Origin of the sequence: Kribbella amoyensis (genome assembly GCF_007828865.1) — a bacterium.
Lineage (GTDB): Bacteria > Actinomycetota > Actinomycetes > Propionibacteriales > Kribbellaceae > Kribbella > Kribbella amoyensis.
This window is the reverse complement of record NZ_VIVK01000003.1, coordinates 53547-71820: the sequence shown is the minus strand read 5'-3', so window position 1 is coordinate 71820 and position 18274 is coordinate 53547. Positions and strand designations below refer to the sequence as shown.

Here is an 18274-nt window from a genome sequence, read left to right as displayed (position 1 = left end):
GCCCCTCCCCGGCAGATCAGCGGCCCCCCAGGTCCCCTCCTTCGAGTCTGCGCGCCCGGGAGGCGGACCACAACGCCCCTCCGGGCCGAACCAGGGTCGGGCCCGGGTCAGATCCAGCCGCGCCGGGCGGCGTGGAAGCCGAGCTGGAGCCGGGTATCGGCGGCCACGATGTCCATCAACGCGCGGACCCGGCGCTGTACGGTCCGCATGGACAGGCCGAGCTGATTGGCGACCGCCTGGTCGGTGAGGCCGGCGAGCAGCAGACCGAGGATGCGCGAGTCCAGTTCGGACAGGCCGTCACTGGGCGGCCCCTCGACCATGCCGTCGGTGCCCAGCACGAGCGGGAGCCCGTTGCGCCAGACCTGGTCGAACAGGGCGAGCAGCGCGTCCAGCATGCCGCTGCGGTGCACGATCAGCGCGCCGATGCCCGCCGACCCGGACAGCAACGGCACCAGGGCGATCCGCCGGTCCACGATCAGTAACCGGATCGGGAGTTCGGGGACGACCCGGACCTCCTCGCCCTTCTCCAGCGAGTCGGCGGCCGCGGCGAAGAACCCGGGCCGCTCGAACGAACTCCGCTCGATCACCACCCGGTACCGGACGCCCCGGGTGACCGCGGCGTCCTCCTCGGTGTTCTCCTCCGGCGGGACGACCGCGACGGCCGCCTTGACGAAGCCGAGCACCTCGTCGCGGGCCGCCATCTGCAACTGGGCGAACCGCTGCGCGACCGCCTTGGCCCCGCGGACCACGTCCACGACGTCGCTGATCGAGCGGTCCGTGTCCGTACCGCGGTAGATCTCGGTCAGCGCCTCGATCTCGCGCTGGGCCCGGCGCAGCTCCTCCTCGCGCTGGACGGCGAGCGCGGCCAGTGCGACCGAAGGCGGTGAGGCGACGTACCGGTCGGTGCCGCCGCTGGACCGGGCCGCGAGGCCGAGCGTCTCCAGCGCGGCGAGTGACCGGGCCGCCTCGATCTGCTGGCAGCCGAGTCGCTCGGCCAGCTCGGCGGCGTCGGCCGACGGCACCTCGACGAGGGCGCGATAGGCCAGTTCTTCGGCGTCGGCGAGTCCCAGCACGTCGAGCACGATGCCTCCTCCCCAGGCTGCTGTGACCGAGCGGCCACTGGCGGCTTCCGGCATTGTCGTAATCCTGCCATCACCAACCGCAGCGGCGCTGGCGGTTTTGCGATGAGACTGGCCGACAACGTCCCCTCCGCCCGAAGGGTCTCCGCCGATGTCCTCCCGCTTGCTGATCGGAGCAGCCGCGACCACGCTGCTCGCCTCCGTTCTTGTCCCGGCGACGGCCTCGTCAAACGCCGTCGCCGCCACCGATCCGACCGTCGGCCCCGGTTCGTCCGCCGCGGTCCCGCAGATCCCCGTCGACACCGCGAAGGTGGTCACCCTCCTCACCGGCGACAAGGTGCAGGTCAGCCCCGCCGCCGACGGCCGGACCAACCTCCGCTTCGTCCCCGCCGACCCGGCCGCGCCCGGGTACGAGACCCGCACGGTCGGCAAGGACGTGTACGTCGTGCCCGACAGCGCGGCCGAACTCGTCCAGCGCGGCAAGGTGGACGACGCGTTGTTCAACGTCAGCGCGCTGGTCCGGCAGGGGTACGACGACACGTCGACCCAGCAGATCCCGGTGATCACCACGTACAAGCCGACCGCGCGGTCCACCGTCCAGCCGGTACCGCCGGGTGCGACCCGGACGCGGGCGCTCCCCACGGTCCACGCGGCCGCGCTGAAAACCGGCAAGGACCGCGCCCGGGAGACCTGGAGCGCGCTCACGTCGGTCGCGAATCCGGCCGGCAAGGAGCTGGACAAGATCTGGCTCGACGCGAAGGTGACCAAGACGCTGGACGAGAGCGTGCCGTACGTCGGTGCGCCGGCGGCTTGGCGAGCCGGGTTCGACGGCGCCGGGACGAAGGTGGCCGTGCTCGATTCCGGGGTCGACGCCGACCATCCGGATCTTCAGGGTGCGGTCGTCGCCCAGGAGAACTACACCGACAGCCCCGACGTCACCGACCACGACGGTCACGGCACCCACACCTCGTCCACGGTCGCGGGCCGCGGTACCGCGTCGGGCGGCCGGAACAAGGGTGTCGCCCCGGGCGCCCAGTTGTTGTCCGGCAAGGTCCTGAACGACTACGGGTCCGGTGAGTTGTCCTGGATCATCGCCGGGATGGAGTGGGCCGTCGCGCAGGGCGCCGACGTGGTCAGCATGTCCATCGGCACGTCCGAACCGGTCGACTGCACCGACCCGATGGCGGCCGCCGTGGACCGGATCAGCGCGAGCTCCGGCGTGCTGTTCGTGATTGCCGCCGGCAACCTCGGCGGACCGGCCGAGACGATCACCAGCCCGGGGTGCGCCGCCTCCGCGCTCACCGTCGCGGCCACCGACCTGACCCAGACCACGGCCGGCTTCTCCGGCCGCGGCCCGGTGATGGGCAACCACGCGGTGAAGCCGGACATCGCGGCACCGGGTGTCGACATCACGGCCGCCCGGGCCGGCGGTCGCGGCGACTCGGCGTACGTCGACATGAACGGAACCTCGATGGCGACCCCGCACGTCGCCGGTGCGGCCGCGATCCTCAAGCAGCAGCACCCGACCTGGACCGGGCAGCAGCTGAAGTCTGCGTTGCAGAGCACGGTCCGGTCCGCGTCGAGCGTCGGCGTGTACGAGCAGGGCGCCGGCGAGCTCGATGTCGCCAACGCGGTCGCCCAGCAGGTCACCGGACCCGGTACCACCGACCTCGGCACGTTCGCCTGGCCGCACAAGCCGGCCGACAAGGTGACCAAGCCGCTCGTCTACACCAACCACGGGGACAAGCCCGTCACGTTGCGCCTCACCGCGGACATCCGCGGCAACAACGGCAAGGCGATGCCGCGGACAGCGGTCCGCCTCGGTACCACCTCGGTCCGGATCCCGGCCGGCCAGACCGCGCAGGTCCCGCTCGCCGTCGACCCCAGCGTCAAGCTCGACCACGGCCTGTACGGGGCGGTCAGCGCGCGCGTGGTTGCCACCAGCAACGACGGCCGGACCGTGGTCACCCCGGTCGGCTTCTACCTCGAACCACAGCACGTCGACGTCACCTTCCAACTGATCGACCGGAACGGGCAGCCCGCCTCTTCGATCACCGCGCTCGACGTGTTCGACCTGGACAGCATCGCGGCCCAGCGCGTCGGCTTCGACGGCGCCGACCGGACCCTCCACCTCCGCGCCGGGACGTACTCGCTGGCCGCCGTGATCGCGACCGACGGCGCCGAGGGGACGGTCGAGTCGTACAGCTTCCTCGGCGATCCCGAGGTCACCCTGACGAAGGACACCACGATCACCTACGACGCCCGCAAGGCGGTTCAGGCCAAGGTGACCACGCAGCGCGCCAGCGAGTACCGGGGCGGCAGCCTCACCTACGGCCGGGTCATCGACGACTGGGTGCTGTCGAGCTCGCGCGGTTTCACCAACCGGGTCAAGGCGGTCTACCTGGCGGACACCCCGACGAAGGCGAAGCGCGGCACCTTCGAGGTGGTCGAGGGGTGGCAGTACGGCTCGCCCGACTGGGCCGCGTCGCCGTATCTCTACAGCCTGGCGTTCACCCACAGCCGGGAGATCAAGGGCGGCGTGAACCACCGGGTGACGGACCGGCAGCTCGCCTCGATCGACGCGACCTACTACACCCCGGGCAAGAACTTCACCTACTCCGAGTACGTCGACGTCTGGCGGCCGTGGAGCCTGACCCTGATCCCGACCGGTGACCGCGGCTCGGTCGCCGCGCCGAACCGGGTCGAGCACCTGGTCACCGCCGAACGCGACACCAAGGTGACCCAGATGGTCGGCCACTCCGACGCGATGGCCTGGCCGTTCGCCACCCTGATGACGTCGACCGGGAAGGCGTACAAGGCCGGCAGCCGGCACACCGAGACCTGGTACCAGGCGGGGCTGCGGCCGGGGCTGCGGCGGGACCAGACGACCGGGCAGGCCGTGATCCCGGCGGCCCGGAGCGGGAACTACGTCTGGAGCAACTTCGCCGGCTGGTCCGACACCCAGCCGGGGCACTTCTCGATCCACGGCTTCCTGGACCTCGGCAACACCGAGCTGTTCGCGAACGGCGAGTCGCTCGGCCGGTACGGGTTCTACGGCCAGGGTGGCTGGGATGTGCCGGCCGGACCGACCGACCTGGAGCTGGCGTCCACCCTGCACCGCTGGCAACGCGAGGCGTACTCGTGGGAGTCGCCGGCCGAGGCGGAGACGCGCTGGCGCTGGACGAGCTCGTCGGCCGATTCGGGGAAGGCGCTGCCGTTGCTCTTCCCGGACTACGACCTGGCCGTCGACACCAACGACCGGGCGCCGCGGGTCGCGGAGTACCCGATCACGGTCCGGCTCGAGGCGGGGGAGTGGTTCCAGCCCGGCCCGATCACCTCGGCGCGCGCCTGGGCGTCGTACGACGACGGCGCGACCTGGACCGAAGCCCCGGTCCAGCGGACCGCGACCAAGGCCGTCGTGACCGTCGACAACACCTTGGCCGAGAGCTTCGTCACCCTCAAGGTGGAGCTCACCGAAGCCGGCGGCAAGGCGGTCACCCAGACCCTCAAGCAGTTCTACGGGGTCCGCCGGTAAGAACCACCGGGGTGTCCCAGGGGGCGCTGGGACACCCCGGTCAGGCAATTTCTCCCCTTGCAGGAACCATCCTGCAGGGGGAGAAGTAGGTGGCGTCGGACCGGGAGCGCCTCACGGCGCGTGGCCGCTCGTAGCGGCTTATTTTGGGACCCGGGGCTACCGCGGCCCGACGCCTCAGACAGTGTAGCGAATCCTCAAACGCCTTGTCTTGTTGAGGTTTTCCGGTCGTGGCGCCCTAACATCTGGACTCCGCCGACGCAAGTGTCGTGGCCGATCCGCGGACCGTTCACCAGAGTTGACCGGCACGCTCCGTACGCGCCGCGGTCTGCAGCTGGTCGGCCAGCTCGACCAGCTTCGACGCGGACCGGACCTGGTCGTGCCCGTCGTCGGCCAGGTGCGCCCGGCCGGTCGCCACGATCCGCGCGAACGCCGCCGCCCGGTCCAGCGTGGTCGCGAAGTCACCGGTCGCGACCCCACGGAGTACGGCGTCGACCATGTCCTTCACCTCGGTCGGCCCGGGCGGGTCGGCGACCCCGGCGACGACGGCGTGCACCTCGGCGTACTCGCGGCCGGTCGCGTACTCGCGGGAGACGTCCTCGGCCGACGAGTGCACCCAGGAGCGCAGCAGGTACAGCCGCCAGAGGGTGCCGGGGAGCGAGTCGGCGGGGGAGTCGGACCAGAGGTCGGCCAGCTCGTCGAGGCCGTAGTCGTCGGCGAGCTTGACCACCCGGGCGACCACCTCGGCGTCCTCGCTGGTCCGCGCGCCCCGGACCAGCAGCTCCGCGGTCCGGTGCGCGACTTCGGCCACCGCGGCCGGGTCGGCGGCACCGGGCAGCGACTCGAACAGCTGGTTGCCGGGCAGGATCGGCCGGCGCGGCGTGGGTACGGTCACCCGGCCCATGATCCCTGACCACTCCAGCCCCCGCATGCCGACCCCGGCGGGTCAGTACAGTCGCTGTATGGCAGCCGGTGCGAGTGGTGGAAAACAGGGTCGCCTGGTCAAGAACGTGGTCAAGTACGGCGTCCGGTACGGGCCACTGGCGATCGAGGCGGTCAAGCACGGCCGCGAACCGGCCCAGCAGGCGATCCAGGCCGCGCTGGCGAAACGGGCGGCCCGGCGCAAGGCGGTCGAGCACGCGCTCACCGTCCGGGACGGCTCGCTGCTCAAGGTGATCAAGGACGGTCAGGCGATCTTCTTCGTCTTCAGCGGCGACGCGATCGTCACGACGTATCCCCCGGTGCCGCAGGCGACGTACCCCGAGCTGCTCCGCCACGCCGACCTCGACCGCCGCGAGTCGGCCGTCGTCCTGTCCGCCCAACGCAAAAGGCTCACCGACCGCCTCCCCAACCCCCGCCGCCGCACCCGCTGAAGGTCCCGGGCGGCAGACCCGTGCCGGGAACAGGGACGGTAGACCGTGCCGGGAACCGGGACGGTGGACCGTGCCGGGAACCGGGACGGTGGACCGTGCCGGGAACCGGGACGGTGGACCGTGCCGGGAACCGGGACGGTGGACCGTGCCGGGAACCGGGACGGTGGACCGTGCCGGGAACCGGGACGGTGGACCGTGCCGGGAACCGGGACGGTGGACCGTGCCGGGAACCGGGACGGTGGACCGTGCCGGGAACCGGGACGGTGGACCGTGCCGGGAACCGGGGCAGTGGACCGTGCCGGGAACCGGGGCAGTGGACCGTGCCGGGAACCGGGGCAGTGGACCGTGCCGGGAACCGGGGCGGTGGACCGGGGTGGGGGCCCTGCCGGCAGACACAGGCGGGGGGACTGGGCGAGGGACGGGACGGCAGTCCGGGGCGGGTAGGTGTCGCTTGGCCCAATCACAGCTGCTGCCGCAGGCAGCTACGTATGGACCTGTGAGCGGTGACTGTGGCTGCGACCGGCGCGGCAGGCCGGGGTGGCGGGCCGGGGTGGACTGGGGCGGGTGGGTGTTCGCTCGGCTCAATCGCAGCTGCTGCCGTACGCGGCTACCGATGGGTTTGTGGGCAGTGAGTGCGGCCGCTGACATCCAGTTGCACACCTTGGCGCGGAAAGGGGGACCTCGAACAAGGTATGAACTGTCCCCGGTCCAGGGTTGGTGTTCAAGGCGGGGTGGCGCGGTCCCGGGTTGGTGTTCAAGGGCATTGCGCTGTTGTAGCGGTCGAGGTGCCGTGGCCGCTGGCTGGGGACATGCCGCGCCGGCGGGGAAGTTGACGTGCGCGTAACGTCGCGGACCCGCTCGGGCAACACCTCCGGCGCACAGTGGAAGCACGTTTCCACGAGGGAGGGCGTCCGCATGCTCTGGAAGATCAGGACCGAACTCGCCGACCGGCCCGGTGCGCTGGCCGAACTCGCTGCACGATGTGGTGCGGACGACATCAACATCCTCAGCCTCGAGGTCTTCACCGCCGAGACCGGCGCCGTCGACGAACTGGTGGTCTCCACCGGCGTCGGCTGGTCCGCCGCCGACCTGACCGCGCTCGCCGCCGAGGCGGGCTGCCTGCGGACCAGCGTGCGGCCGTGCCAGGCCGACGTCCTCAGCGACGGCCCGACCCGGTACCTGCGGGCTGTGCTCCGGCTGATCGAGGACCCGGTGTCCGTGGACGAGGAGCTGGAGAGCCTGCAGGGATTCGGCGAGTACACCGCGGCCGAGTGGGCCCGCGCGGACGTGCTGGTCGAGATCGCGGGCCGGCTCGCGGAGCGGTACGAGGGCGTCGTCGAAGGCCCGCGCCCGGGCAGCGGGGTCCCGGACCTGCGCCGGGCGACCGTGGACGACGCGGAGGCCGTCGTCGCGATGCACGAGCGGTGTTCGTACGAGAGCCGGACCCGCAGGTACCACGTCCCGATGCCCAAACTCACCGCCCGGACGGCCCGGCACCTGTCCGCGCCGGCCGGTGGCGCCTCCGTCGTCGCGGCGATCGAGGGGGCCGTGGTCGGGATGGCGACCGCGGCGCCCTGGGAGGAGCTGGACGGAACCGCGATGGAGATCGCCGTCCTGGTCGAGGACGGCTGGCAGGGCCAGGGGCTCGGGTCCCAGCTGCTCCGCCGGGTGATCCAGGAGGCCCGGCTGCTCGGGGCCGACCGGGCCGTCTGCATGGTCCAGCCGGAGAACGTGGCGATGCTGCGGACCGTCGAGGGACTGCGGATGCGGACCAGGGTCGTCCAGGACGGTGACAGCCTGATGGTGACGGTCGCGCTGTCGGACCAGAGCCTGTCGCATTCCATGGATCGGCCGCCGGTGCCATATCGTCGTTCCCGTGCCAGCCTTGCCCACCGGACGCAACCCCCACGGCCTCTTGGTCAACCTGCCCGCGAGCACTCGCTCGCCGGTCCTGGAGCTGTTCCGCCGCTTCCTGATCGCGCTGGGACTGCTGACCGTGATGGTGCTCATCGTGGCGGTCGACCGTGACGGGTACAAGGACACCTACGACGGTCACGTCGACCTGATCGACAGCATCTACTACGCGACCGTCACGCTCACCACGACCGGGTACGGCGACATCACTCCGGTGACGCCCGCCGCCCGGCTGGTGAACGCCTTCATCGTCACGCCGCTCAGGATCTCCTTCCTGGTGGTGCTGGTCGGCACGACCCTGGAAGTCCTGGCGAACGAGGGTCGGCGCATCATGCGCGACTCCCGATGGAGGAAGCGCATGAAGGACCACACCGTGGTCGTCGGCTACGGCACCAAGGGCCGCTCGGCCGTGCAGACCCTGCTGAGCAACGGGGTGAAGCGCGAGGCCATCGTCGTGATCGACCCGCGCGCCCAGGCGATCGGGGACGCGGGCAACGACCAGATGGCCGCCTTCCACGGCGACGCCACCAACCGGACCGTCCTGCGCCGCGCCGAGGTGATGACGGCCCGCGAGGTGATCGTCACCACGGACCGCGACGACTCCGCCGTCCTGGTCACCCTGGCCGTCCGGCAGCTGAACCCGACCGCACACATCGTGGTCGCGGTTCGCGAGGAGGACAACGTCCCGCTGCTGCGCCAGTCCGGCGCGGACGCCGTGGTCACCTCCTCCGAGGCGGTCGGCCGGCTGCTCGGCCTGTCCGCGGTCAGCCCGAACCTCGGCGAGGTGATGGAGGACCTGCTCACCTACGGCGAGGGTCTCGAGGTCGCCGAACGCCCCGTCCTCGGCCGCGAGGTGGGCAAGCCCCCGTCCTCGGTCCCGGACCGCGTCGTCTCGGTCGTCCGCGACGGCACCGTCTACCGGTACTACGACTCCAACGTCTCCGTCCTGGCCGCCGGCGACAAACTCATCGTCGTCCGCCCCGCCAAAGAAACCCCCTGGGCAGAACGCCCCGGCGCCGACAACGAAGACGAGTAACCCCCAACCCGCACCCCACCACCCACCTCCGCGTACCCCGCACCCCACCACCCACCTCCGCGTACCCCCGGCACCCACGCCGCGTACCCGCACCGACCCCCGCGTACCCCGCACCGCGCGTGTGCTGTTGGTGACGGCGACTTTGGGCGCCGATCGGCCGTTTCGCTGGCGGTGAGGGCGACTTTGTGCGCAGCCCAGCCGTTTTCGCGGGCGGGGAGGTGGCTGGTTGGTGCCCAAGGTCGCGCTGCCGGCGGAGCGATCCTGCGGCCGCGCGCTGGTACGCGGGGAGGCTCGCGCGGCGAGAGCGTGGGCGCCATCAGTACCCTCGCGTGCCATCGCGCCGCGCTTGGTGCTCGGTGAGGGCGACTTTGGGCGCCGATCGGCCGTCTTGCTGGCGGTGAGGGCGACTTTGTGCGCAGCCCAGCCGTTTCGCGAGCGGTGAGGTGGCTGATCGGTGCCCAAGGTCGCGCTGCCGGCGGAGCAAGCCTGCGGCCGCGGGCTTGTACGCGGGGAGGTTCGCGTGGCGAGAGCGTGGGCGTCATCAGTACCCTCGCGTGTCATCGCGCTGCGCTTGGTGCTCGGTGACGCCGACTTTGTGCGCCGGTCGACCGTTTCGCGAGCGGTGAGGGCGACTTTGTGCGCAGCCCAGCCGTTTCGCGAGCGGTGAGGTGGCTGATCGGTGCACAAAGTCGCGTTGCTGGCGGAGGAGGACCGCGGCCGGGCGGTGGTGCGCCGGGCTGTCTCCGCGCCGAGGGCGCGGGCGGCGACCGGTACCTTCGCGTGCCGCCGCACCGTGCTTGGTGGTAGGTGACGGCGACTTTGTGCGCCGCTCGGTTGGTCCGCGGTTGGTGAGGTGGCTGGTTGGTGCACAAAGTCGCGTTGCTGGCGGAGGAGGACCGCGGCCGGGCGGTGGTGCGGCGGGCGGCCTCCGCGCCGAGGGCGCGAGCGGCGACCAGCACCACCCGCACCCGCACCGAGCGCGTCGCGTGCGTGGTCGGGGACGGCGACTTTGTGCGCCGGCCGACCGATTCGCGGGTGGCGGGGTGGTTGATCGGCGCACAAGGTCGCGCTGTCGGCGAAGCGAGCCCGCGGCCGGGGCGGTCGTACGTGGGCTCGTCTCGCACTCGTGTGTTCTGCAGGTTGAAGGCGACTTTGTGCGTCGGTTGGTCGCGGGACGATGCCGAGAGTGGCTGGGGCGCGCACAAAGATGCCCGATCGGCGGGGAGCGCGGCGGGGAGGTTGGCGGCGAGGGGGCGAGCGCGGCGGGGAGGTTGGCGGCGAGGGCGGGCGAGGCGGGCGGCCGTGAGGGCGGCAGCGGGGCGAGGGCGGCAGCTGGGGTGAGCGAGGCGGCGGGCGGCGGCGGGGCGAGCGCGGCGGCGGGCGGCAGCTGGGGTGAGCGAGGCGGCGGGCGGCGGCGGGGCGGGCGGCGGCGGGGCGAGCGCGGCGGCGGGGGCGGGAGCGGCGGCGGGGTGTGCGGTGAGGGTGGGGGATCGCGGTGGGTGGGGGTCAGGTGGCGGGGTGGGTGGTGTTGACGGGGTGGGGGTGGCGCTCTAATCTCTGATCTGTAAACGATTACAAGAACGATTACAGGAGTGTTGGGTGAGCCGTCCGACGATCGCCGGGGTGGCCCGGGCTGCCGGGGTTTCGGTGGCTTCGGTGTCGCGGGTGTTGAACGGGTTGCCGGCTACCGAGGAGATGGCCGCTCGGGTGCAACGGGCGGTCGAGGAGCTCGGGTACGTGCCGGATGCGCGGGCGCGGTCGCTCAAGGTCGGGCGGACTTTCCAGTTGACGCTCGCCGTCGCCGACGTCGGCAACCCGGTGTACGTGACGATGATGCGCGCGGTCGAGGAAGTGGTCGCCGCGGCCGGGTACCGGTTGGTGGTGACCGCGACCGGGCCCGAGGTGGCCGACGAGGTCGCGCTGGTCCGCGGGATGGCGCGCGGGTACGCGGACGGGTTGCTGATCAGCCCGTTGCGGGTCGACGACGACCTGATCAAGTCGATCCGCGAGTGCGACGTCCCCGTGGTGGTCGCCGGTAACGTCCCCGCGAAGGCGGGCGTGGACACCGTCCGCGCGAACTCGCCCAAGGGCATGGCGCTGGCGGTCGAGCACCTCGTCGCGCAGGGCCGCCGCCGGATCGCGCTGCTCAACGGCCCGGTCGACACGGTCCCGGGTGCGGCTCGGGCGAAGGGCTTCGGGGACGCGGTGAAGGCGAACGGCCTGACCCCGGTCGCCACGGTCCAGGCCGACGACTTCACGTTCGCCGCCGGACGGAGCGCGGGAGCAGCGTTGCTGACCGAGCTGGCGGACCTGCCCGGCAAGCGCCCGGCCGACGCGGTGATCGCCGCGAACGACCTGCTGGCCGTCGGGCTCATGCACGAACTGGCGGCACGGGGGCTGCGCGTACCGGAGGACGTGGCCGTGGTCGGGATGGACGACAGTGAACTGGCGGAGCAGTCGTTCCCGCCGTTGACGAGTGTGAACCTCGGGTCGGCCGAGCGGGGGCGCCGGGCCGCGGAGTTGCTGTTGGCAAGGATCGAGGACGACAGCCGGGCACCGCGCCGGATCGTCGTCCAGCCCACCCTGAGTGTGCGGAGGTCGGCCCCGTGACCACGCAAACCGCCGTCGCGCCGCCGAAGACGCCCGGCCGGCCGCCGAAACGCGCCACCGGCGGCCGGCCGCGGCAGAACCGGGAAGCCATCTTCCTGTTCCTGCCCGCGCTGCTGCCGGTGCTGCTGCTCAGCGTGTACCCCCTGGTGCGGGGGATCGCGCTCGGCTTCACCGACGCCCGGGCCGGGCTGAACGTCGACACGAACTTCGTCGGCTTCGGCAACTTCGGCAAGTTGCTGCACAACGACCTGTTCTGGGACTCGTTCCGGATCGGGCTGATCTGGACCGTCTCGGTCACTGTGCTGCAGTTCGTCGCCGCGCTCGGCCTGGCCCTGCTGCTGAACACCGACCTCAAGTTCCGCGGGGTCGCCCGGACGCTCGCCCTGATCCCGTGGGCGATGCCGCCGGTGGTTGTCGCGATCATGTGGCGGCTGCTGCTGCACCCGACCAACGGCCCGGTCAACGAAATCCTCCAGGGTCTGCACCTGACCAGTCAGCCGATCAACTTCCTCGGCGACTTCAGTACCGCGTTGCCGGCCGTGATCGTGGTCGGGATCTGGGTCGGCATGCCGATGACCACGGTGACGCTGCTGGCCGGGATGCAGGGCATCGACCGGTCCCTGTACGAGGCGGCCGCGGTCGACGGCGCGGGCGCGTGGCACCAGTTCTGGTACATCACGCTGCCGCAGCTGCGGACCGTGATCGTGGCGATCACCAGCCTGGACCTGATCTGGAACTTCAACTCGTTCGGCCTGGTCTACGTACTTACCGCGGGCGGGCCGGGCGGCAAGACGATGTTGCCGATGCTGTTCGCCTACAACGAGGCGTTCCGGTACGGGAACTTCGGGATGGCGGCCGCGATGGGTGACGTGATGGTCGTGATCATCATCGTGTTCCTCGCCTTCTACCTGCGGAACCGGCTGAGGAGCCAGGCATGAGGACGCGTCCAGGCTTCCGGTTCCTGCAGTACGTCGCGGTCTGCTGCTACCTGGTGTTCCTCGGGTTCCCGTTGCTGTGGCTGATCTCCAGCTCGCTGAAGTCGCCGCAGGAGTTCGCCAGCATCACGCCGTCGATCCTGCCCAAGCAGCTCGACTTCTCGAACTACACCGACGCGTTGTCCGAGCAAGGCCTGGTCCGTGGCCTGACGAACAGCCTGCAGATCTCGATCGCGTCGACGGTCCTGGTCCTGGTGGTGTCGTTGCCGGTCGCGTACGCGCTGGCCCGGTTCCGCAGCCGGCTCCGGCCGATCACGAACGGCTGGATCCTGGTCAGCCAGGTGTTCCCGGTGATCCTGATCGTGATCCCGCTGTTCATGATCCTGCGGCCGCTGCACCTGACCAACACGATCCCCGGCGTGGTGATCGTGTACATGGTCTGGTCGATGCCGTTCGCGCTGTGGATGCTGCAGGGCTACGTGGCCGCGGTCCCGCGGGAGCTGGAGGAGGCCGCGTCGGTCGACGGCGCGAGCCGGGTCCGGACCATCGTGTCGATCGTGATGCCGTTGCTGCGGCCGGGGCTGATCGCGACCGCGATGTTCACCTTCATCTCGGCCTGGAACGAGTTCTTCTTCGCCCTGGTCCTGCTGCAGGACCCGGAGCTCAAGACGCTGCCGCTGGTGCTGGCCCGCTTCGTCGGGGCCGAGGGTCAGGTCCAGTTCGGTCCGCTCGCGGCCGCGTCCGTCCTGGCCACCGTGCCGAGTCTCGTCTTCTTCGCCTTCCTGCAACGAAGGCTCACGTCCGGCCTGCTGAGCGGCGCCGTCAAGGGCTAGTCCCTTTCCCCTGAGGAGAACAGATGAAGAAAGCAGTGACCGCGCTGATGGCGGCGGGCGCTCTGGTGGCGCTCGCGGCCTGTGGTGGCGGCGACAGTGGTTCGGGCGACCCGGCGCCGGGGGAGAAGGTGACGCTGAAGTTCCAGAGCCTCGCCTTCCAGAAGTCGACCGTCGCCGCGACGAAGAAGATCGTCGCCGACTGGAACGCCGCGCACCCCGACATCCAGGTCGAGTACGTCCAGGGCAGCTGGGACTCGGTGCACGACCAGCTGGTCACGCAGTTCCAGGGCGGGACCGCGCCGGACATCATCCACGACGAGTCCGCCGACATCACCGGCTTCGCGAACCAGGGCTACCTGGCCGACCTGTCGGAGTACCTGAGCCAGGAGACCAAGGACGCCGTCCCGCAGGGTGTCTGGGACACGGTCAAGACCGGCGACGGCAAGATCGTCGCGGCGCCGACGTTGCTGCAGTCGTACGTCGTGTTCGGCAACTCGGCGGCGCTCAAGCAGGCCGGGATCTCGGCGACCGGTGACTCGCTCAGCTGGGACCAGCTGGCCGCGGACGCAAAGAAGCTCACCGCGAACGGCAAGTACGGGCTCGGCTGGGGCCTGAAGAGCCCGACCGCGACGGTCCTGAACCTCGGGATGAACTTCGACGCAGCGTTCTTCGAGGGCAGTGGCCGGGACGCCAAGGCGAAGATCGGGGACGCCGAGCTCGAGGTGCCGAAGCGGATCCACGCGATGGCCTACACCGACAAGTCGATCGACCCGACGTCGCTGACGCAGAGCGGCTCGGACGTCCTGCCGGGCTTCTTCGGCGGCAAGTACTCGATGGTTGTCGCTGGCAACTACACCGCGCAGCAGATGGCGGAGCAGGCGCCGAAGGGCTTCGAGTGGGAGGTACTGCCGCCGCTGAAGGGCAGCACCGAGGCGCAGGCCGCGAACCCGCAGACCCTGTCGGTGCCGGCCGAGGGCAAGCACATCAAGCAGGCCGCGCAGTTCATCGACTACTTCATGCAGGCCGACAACCTGGCCGCGGTCGGTCAGGGCGACTGGCTGATCCCGACCACGCAGGCGGCCCGGGACGCGATCGCGAAGGCGACCGGCGGCAAGAACGGCTGGGAGCAGACGCTGGCGAGCGGGACGGAGCTGACCAAGGCGCCGTTCCAGAGTGTGGAGAACTACCCGAAGTGGAAGGACCAGATCGCGACGCCGGCGCTGCAGGAGTTCCTGGCGAACAAGATCGACCTCGCGACCCTGGGCCAGAAGCTGAACGACGGATGGGGTCAGGTCAACAGCTGATGGCGCAACGTTCCAGCACGGCGCTCGAAGACAGGTCGGTGGGTGCTCTCCTCGGCTCCGCGGTCGGTGACGCGATCGGCGGTGCCGTCGAGGGCTGGACCCCGGAGGCGATCCGGGAACGGCACGGCGGCTGGGTGACCGGCATCGTCGGCCCGTGGTACGACGACTGGCGCAACGCGCGCCCGATCGCGCCGTACCACAAGGGCGACGGGCACATCACCGACGACACGTTGATGACGCACGCGCTGGTCGAGGTGTACGACGAACGCCGCGCGCACCTGGACGCGTACGCGATCGCGGAGTCGCTGGTCCCGAAGATGCTGGCCGGGCGCCGGTGGGTCCCGGAGCTCGAGGCGGACGCGTTGCTGCTGCAGCGGGTGTTCCTGGCGGAGAAGTGGCTGGTGGCCCGGTTGCACTACGGGCACAACGACCCGCGCGAGGCCGGTGTCGGCAACATCGTGAACTGTGGGGCGGCGATGTACGTGGCGCCGGTCGGGATCGCGAACGCCGGTGATCCCGCCGGGGCCTACGCCGAGGCGATCGACGTCGCCGGGGCGCACCAGTCCAGCTACGGGCGGGAGGCGGCCGGCGTGTTCGCGGCCGCCGTCGCCGCCGCGATGGTGCCGGGGGCAACGGCCTCCGACGCGGTCACGGCGGCGCTCGAGCTGGCCAAGGACGGGACCCGGGACGCGGTCGCGGCGGTGGCCGAGGCGGCCGACGGGCTGACCGACTGGGAGGCCGCGATCCCGCAGCTGCGCAAGGCGGTCGAGCCGTTCGACACGGTCGGCCCGGACTACCGCAACCAGTCCCTGGACGCGCGCCGGCCGAGCCGGACGAAGGCGATCGAGGAGCTGCCGGTGGCACTCGGGTTCGTGCTGGTCTCCGGCGGCGACGTCCGTCAGGCGGTGCTCGGCGGGACGAACTACGGCCGCGACGCCGACTCGATCGCGTCGATGGCGGGTGCCGTCACCGGTGCGCTCAGCGGGCAGGCCGGCGTACCGGCGGACTGGGCGCGAGAGATCGCGGCCGCCAGCAAGACCGACCTGGTCGAGCCCGGACGGGTGATGGCCACGGTCGCCAAGGACCTGCGGGACGCGGACGCCCAGCGCTGGGCCCGGCGGACCGCGGCCCTGGACGCGCTGGTCTGAATGGACGCGCTGGTCTGAATGTCAGTAGGCGAAGGCCTCGAGCTCGATGATCCGGGAGTACCCGTGGTCGTTCGAGTCGTGCACGACCACCTGGACGGCGTCGGCGGCGACCGGGGCGAAGGTCACCACGACCCGGCCCTGGACGTTCCCGCGGACCGTCCCGACGGTCGTCCAGGTCTCGCCGGACCGGACCTGGACGTCGAAGTCCCGGATCCCCATCACGGCCGCCGGGTACTTCGCCGAGTCCAGCGTCTGCAGCTCGACCCGGCCGACGGTGGTGGGCGCGGTGAAGCCGACGCCGTAGCTGTCCGGGAACACGCCCTTGGTGGCGTCGTGCCAACCGCTGGCACCCCACTGCTCGGAGTCGGCGTTGCCGTCGACGCCGCCGCAGAGCCGCATGTTGCCGTGCGTGGACGAGGCGATCGCCTGCTCACCGAGCAGCAGGTTGTCGTCCGGTCCCTTGGGCAGCACCGGCAGGACCTTGACGGGGACGCGCAGCTCGTCCCGTTCGACCTGGAGTTTCACCGAGTACGACGAGGGCGCGGTACCGCGGGGGACGGTGATCTCCAGCGGCGCCGTGACGAGTTGATCGACCGGAAGGTAGCTGGAGAACTGATGCCGGGAGAGCGTGAGCTGGGTGTCCCCGCTGACCCGCATGTCCGCGATGACGGGCTTGCGGCCGGTGTTGGTCATGCCGAGGGCGACCTTGCCGGCCGGGAAGCACGGCAGCGGGACCACCTCGACCGGTTGCGGGGACGCGCTGATCGTCACCTTGTTGTTGCCACTGGCCACTGCGGGGACGGTGGCGGCGAGCAGGGTGAGCGGGACGGCGAGCAGGGCGGCGGGTTTCATCAGGAGCGCTTCCGTTCAGGCCTGGATTCCGGGGCGGCCGTTCTCGACGACCAGGGTGGCGCGGGTGGACGGCGTACCGCCTGGGGTGGTGACGCGGTCGACGATGCGGAACTCCGACGTCCAGCGATCCCGGTCGAGCCGGCAGCTGAGGTAGCCGCGCTGGACGTTCTGGTACTTGACGTGCGGGTTCTCGGCGAGCAGGGCGCGGCCGGTGGCATCGGCGTCGACCCCGTCCTTGCCGGAGGAGATGGACGTGGTGACAAACTCGCTGCCGACGACGGGCGAGGCGGGATCGGCGAAGTTCACCCGCAGGTCGGACGCGACGCTGCGGTGCAGGTCGCCGGTGAGGACGACGAGGTTGCCGACCCCGCGATCACGGATGCCGGTCAGGACGCGCTCGCGGGAAGCGGCGTACCCGTTCCAGGTGTCCATCGGGAGTTCGAGGTCGGGCCCGGTCCTGCGGTCGAGCTGGGCCATCGCGACCTGCTGGGCGACCACGTTCCAGCGGCTGGTGGAACGGCCGAGGGTGTCGAGCAGCCAGCGTTCCTGGTCGGCGCCGGTGATGGTCCGGGCCGGGTCCTGGGTCTCGGCGTTCGGCGGCATCCAGCCACCGTCACCGGACTGGTCGTCGCGGAACTGCCGGGTGTCGAGCACGCTCAGGTCGGCCGTCGCGCCGTACCGCAGATGCCGGTGCAGCCGGATCGTGGGACCGTCGGGCTGCTGGTTCAGCCGCAGCGGCATGTGCTCCCAGTACGCGCGGAAGCCGTTCGCCCGGCGGACCAGGAACTCGGCTTCGGGAAGCCCGTCCTCGGACACGGCGTCCGCCCAGTTGCCCTCGACCTCGTGGTCGTCGAGGGTGACGATCCAGGTCGACGCGGCGTGCGCGGCCTGCAGGTCGGGATCGGTCTTGTGCAGCGCGTACCGGGCCCGGTACTCGTCCAGGGTGAAGATCTCGCCGGCGAAGTCGGCCGGGACGGGTTGCTCGCGGACGCCCGCGGTCGGGCCGACGCCGACCTCGTAGATGTAGTCGCCGAGGAAGAGCACGACGTCGTGGTCCCGCCGGGCGACATCGGCGTATGCGGTGTAGAAGCCGTCGTAGAACGCCTGGCAGGACGCCACCGCGAGCGTCACCTCGGGCTGGTCGGACGGCGCCGGCGCGGTCCGGGTCCGGCCGACCGGGCTGAGCTGCCCGCCGACGCGGAAGCGGTAGAAGTAGTGCCGCCACGGCTTCAGGCCGCGGACGTCGACGTGGACCGAGTGCGCGTACTCCGGCCGGGCGTGCGCGGTGCCGCGGCGGACGATCCGGCGGAAGCCCTCGTCCTCGGCGACCTGCCACTCGACAGGGACGGCGCGGTCGTCCATGCCGCCGAACGGTTCCAGCGGTCCGGGGGCCAGCCGGGTCCAGATCACGACGCCGTCAGGCAGCGGATCCCCGGACGCGACGCCGAGGGTGAACAGCGGGCGGTTGTCCGTACCGGTCCGGGGTCCGCTCGCTCCGACGCCCGGCAGGGTGCCGGTGAGGGCGAGGGCGGCGGCGGTACCGGTGGCGGTGAGGAAGCTGCGGCGAGTGGCCTTGGCGGCCACGAGACCTCGGGCGGCGGAGAGCATGCGACGGAGTATCACGGGGGCGTCGGAAACCTGACCAGGTGCTCGTTTCA

At 71.2% G+C, this 18274-nt stretch carries 13 protein-coding genes; 9 read left to right on the top strand and 4 right to left on the bottom strand.

Annotated features, from left to right (window positions below; genetic code table 11):
• Positions 1-107: 107 nt before the first annotated feature.
• Positions 108-1082 (bottom strand): helix-turn-helix transcriptional regulator, encoded by a 975-nt coding sequence (locus FB561_RS34390; RefSeq protein ID WP_202881004.1) that lies wholly within the window; start codon positions 1080-1082, stop codon positions 108-110.
• Between the two features lie 148 nt (positions 1083-1230).
• Between FB561_RS34390 and FB561_RS34385 the strand changes: the two genes are divergently transcribed.
• Entirely contained in the window at positions 1231-4614 is a 3384-nt protein-coding gene (locus FB561_RS34385; RefSeq protein WP_145814264.1) for a S8 family serine peptidase, read from the top strand.
• A gap of 286 nt (positions 4615-4900) precedes the next feature.
• Here FB561_RS34385 and FB561_RS34380 read toward each other — a convergent pair whose 3' ends face one another.
• Positions 4901-5515: a hypothetical protein gene (locus FB561_RS34380; protein WP_238335300.1), complete on the bottom strand. Its 615-nt coding sequence runs from the start codon at positions 5513-5515 to the stop codon at positions 4901-4903.
• Between the two features lie 58 nt (positions 5516-5573).
• On the opposite strand from FB561_RS34380, the gene FB561_RS34375 reads away from it, so the two are divergent.
• The 8 genes from FB561_RS34375 (at position 5574) to FB561_RS34340 (ending at position 15764) form a co-directional block, all read left to right on the top strand.
• Complete coding sequence (locus FB561_RS34375; RefSeq protein ID WP_238335299.1) at positions 5574-5984, top strand: hypothetical protein; 411 nt, start codon at positions 5574-5576, stop codon at positions 5982-5984.
• A 915-nt stretch (positions 5985-6899) separates the two neighbouring features.
• On the top strand, positions 6900-8012 hold the full coding sequence (locus tag FB561_RS34370; protein ID WP_145814262.1) for a GNAT family N-acetyltransferase: 1113 nt from the start codon (positions 6900-6902) through the stop codon (positions 8010-8012).
• Complete coding sequence (locus FB561_RS34365) at positions 7984-8934, top strand: potassium channel family protein (RefSeq protein WP_145814664.1); 951 nt, start codon at positions 7984-7986, stop codon at positions 8932-8934. The genes FB561_RS34370 and FB561_RS34365 overlap by 29 nt, the downstream gene beginning before the upstream one ends.
• Positions 8935-10533: 1599 nt before the next feature.
• A complete protein-coding gene (locus FB561_RS34360; protein ID WP_145814261.1) occupies positions 10534-11544 on the top strand; it encodes a LacI family DNA-binding transcriptional regulator in 1011 nt (336 codons plus the stop codon).
• A complete protein-coding gene (locus FB561_RS34355) occupies positions 11541-12482 on the top strand; it encodes a carbohydrate ABC transporter permease (RefSeq protein ID WP_145814260.1) in 942 nt (313 codons plus the stop codon). Before FB561_RS34360 ends, FB561_RS34355 begins: the two co-directional genes overlap by 4 nt.
• Positions 12479-13312 carry a carbohydrate ABC transporter permease gene (locus tag FB561_RS34350; protein ID WP_145814259.1) on the top strand — a complete coding sequence of 278 codons (834 nt, stop codon included), beginning with the start codon at positions 12479-12481 and terminating at the stop codon, positions 13310-13312. The genes FB561_RS34355 and FB561_RS34350 overlap by 4 nt, the downstream gene beginning before the upstream one ends.
• Before the next feature lie 23 nt (positions 13313-13335).
• Positions 13336-14616: an ABC transporter substrate-binding protein gene (locus FB561_RS34345; protein WP_145814258.1), complete on the top strand. Its 1281-nt coding sequence runs from the start codon at positions 13336-13338 to the stop codon at positions 14614-14616.
• Positions 14616-15764 carry an ADP-ribosylglycohydrolase family protein gene (locus tag FB561_RS34340; RefSeq protein ID WP_145814257.1) on the top strand — a complete coding sequence of 383 codons (1149 nt, stop codon included), beginning with the start codon at positions 14616-14618 and terminating at the stop codon, positions 15762-15764. The genes FB561_RS34345 and FB561_RS34340 overlap by 1 nt, the downstream gene beginning before the upstream one ends.
• A gap of 21 nt (positions 15765-15785) precedes the next feature.
• Here the strand turns inward: FB561_RS34340 and FB561_RS34335 are convergent, their stop codons facing one another.
• Both FB561_RS34335 and FB561_RS34330 read right to left on the bottom strand, forming a co-directional pair.
• Positions 15786-16616: a hypothetical protein gene (locus FB561_RS34335; protein WP_145814256.1), complete on the bottom strand. Its 831-nt coding sequence runs from the start codon at positions 16614-16616 to the stop codon at positions 15786-15788.
• A gap of 15 nt (positions 16617-16631) precedes the next feature.
• Positions 16632-18224 (bottom strand): alkaline phosphatase D family protein, encoded by a 1593-nt coding sequence (locus FB561_RS34330; protein ID WP_145814255.1) that lies wholly within the window; start codon positions 18222-18224, stop codon positions 16632-16634.
• Between the last annotated feature and the right edge of the window lie 50 nt (positions 18225-18274).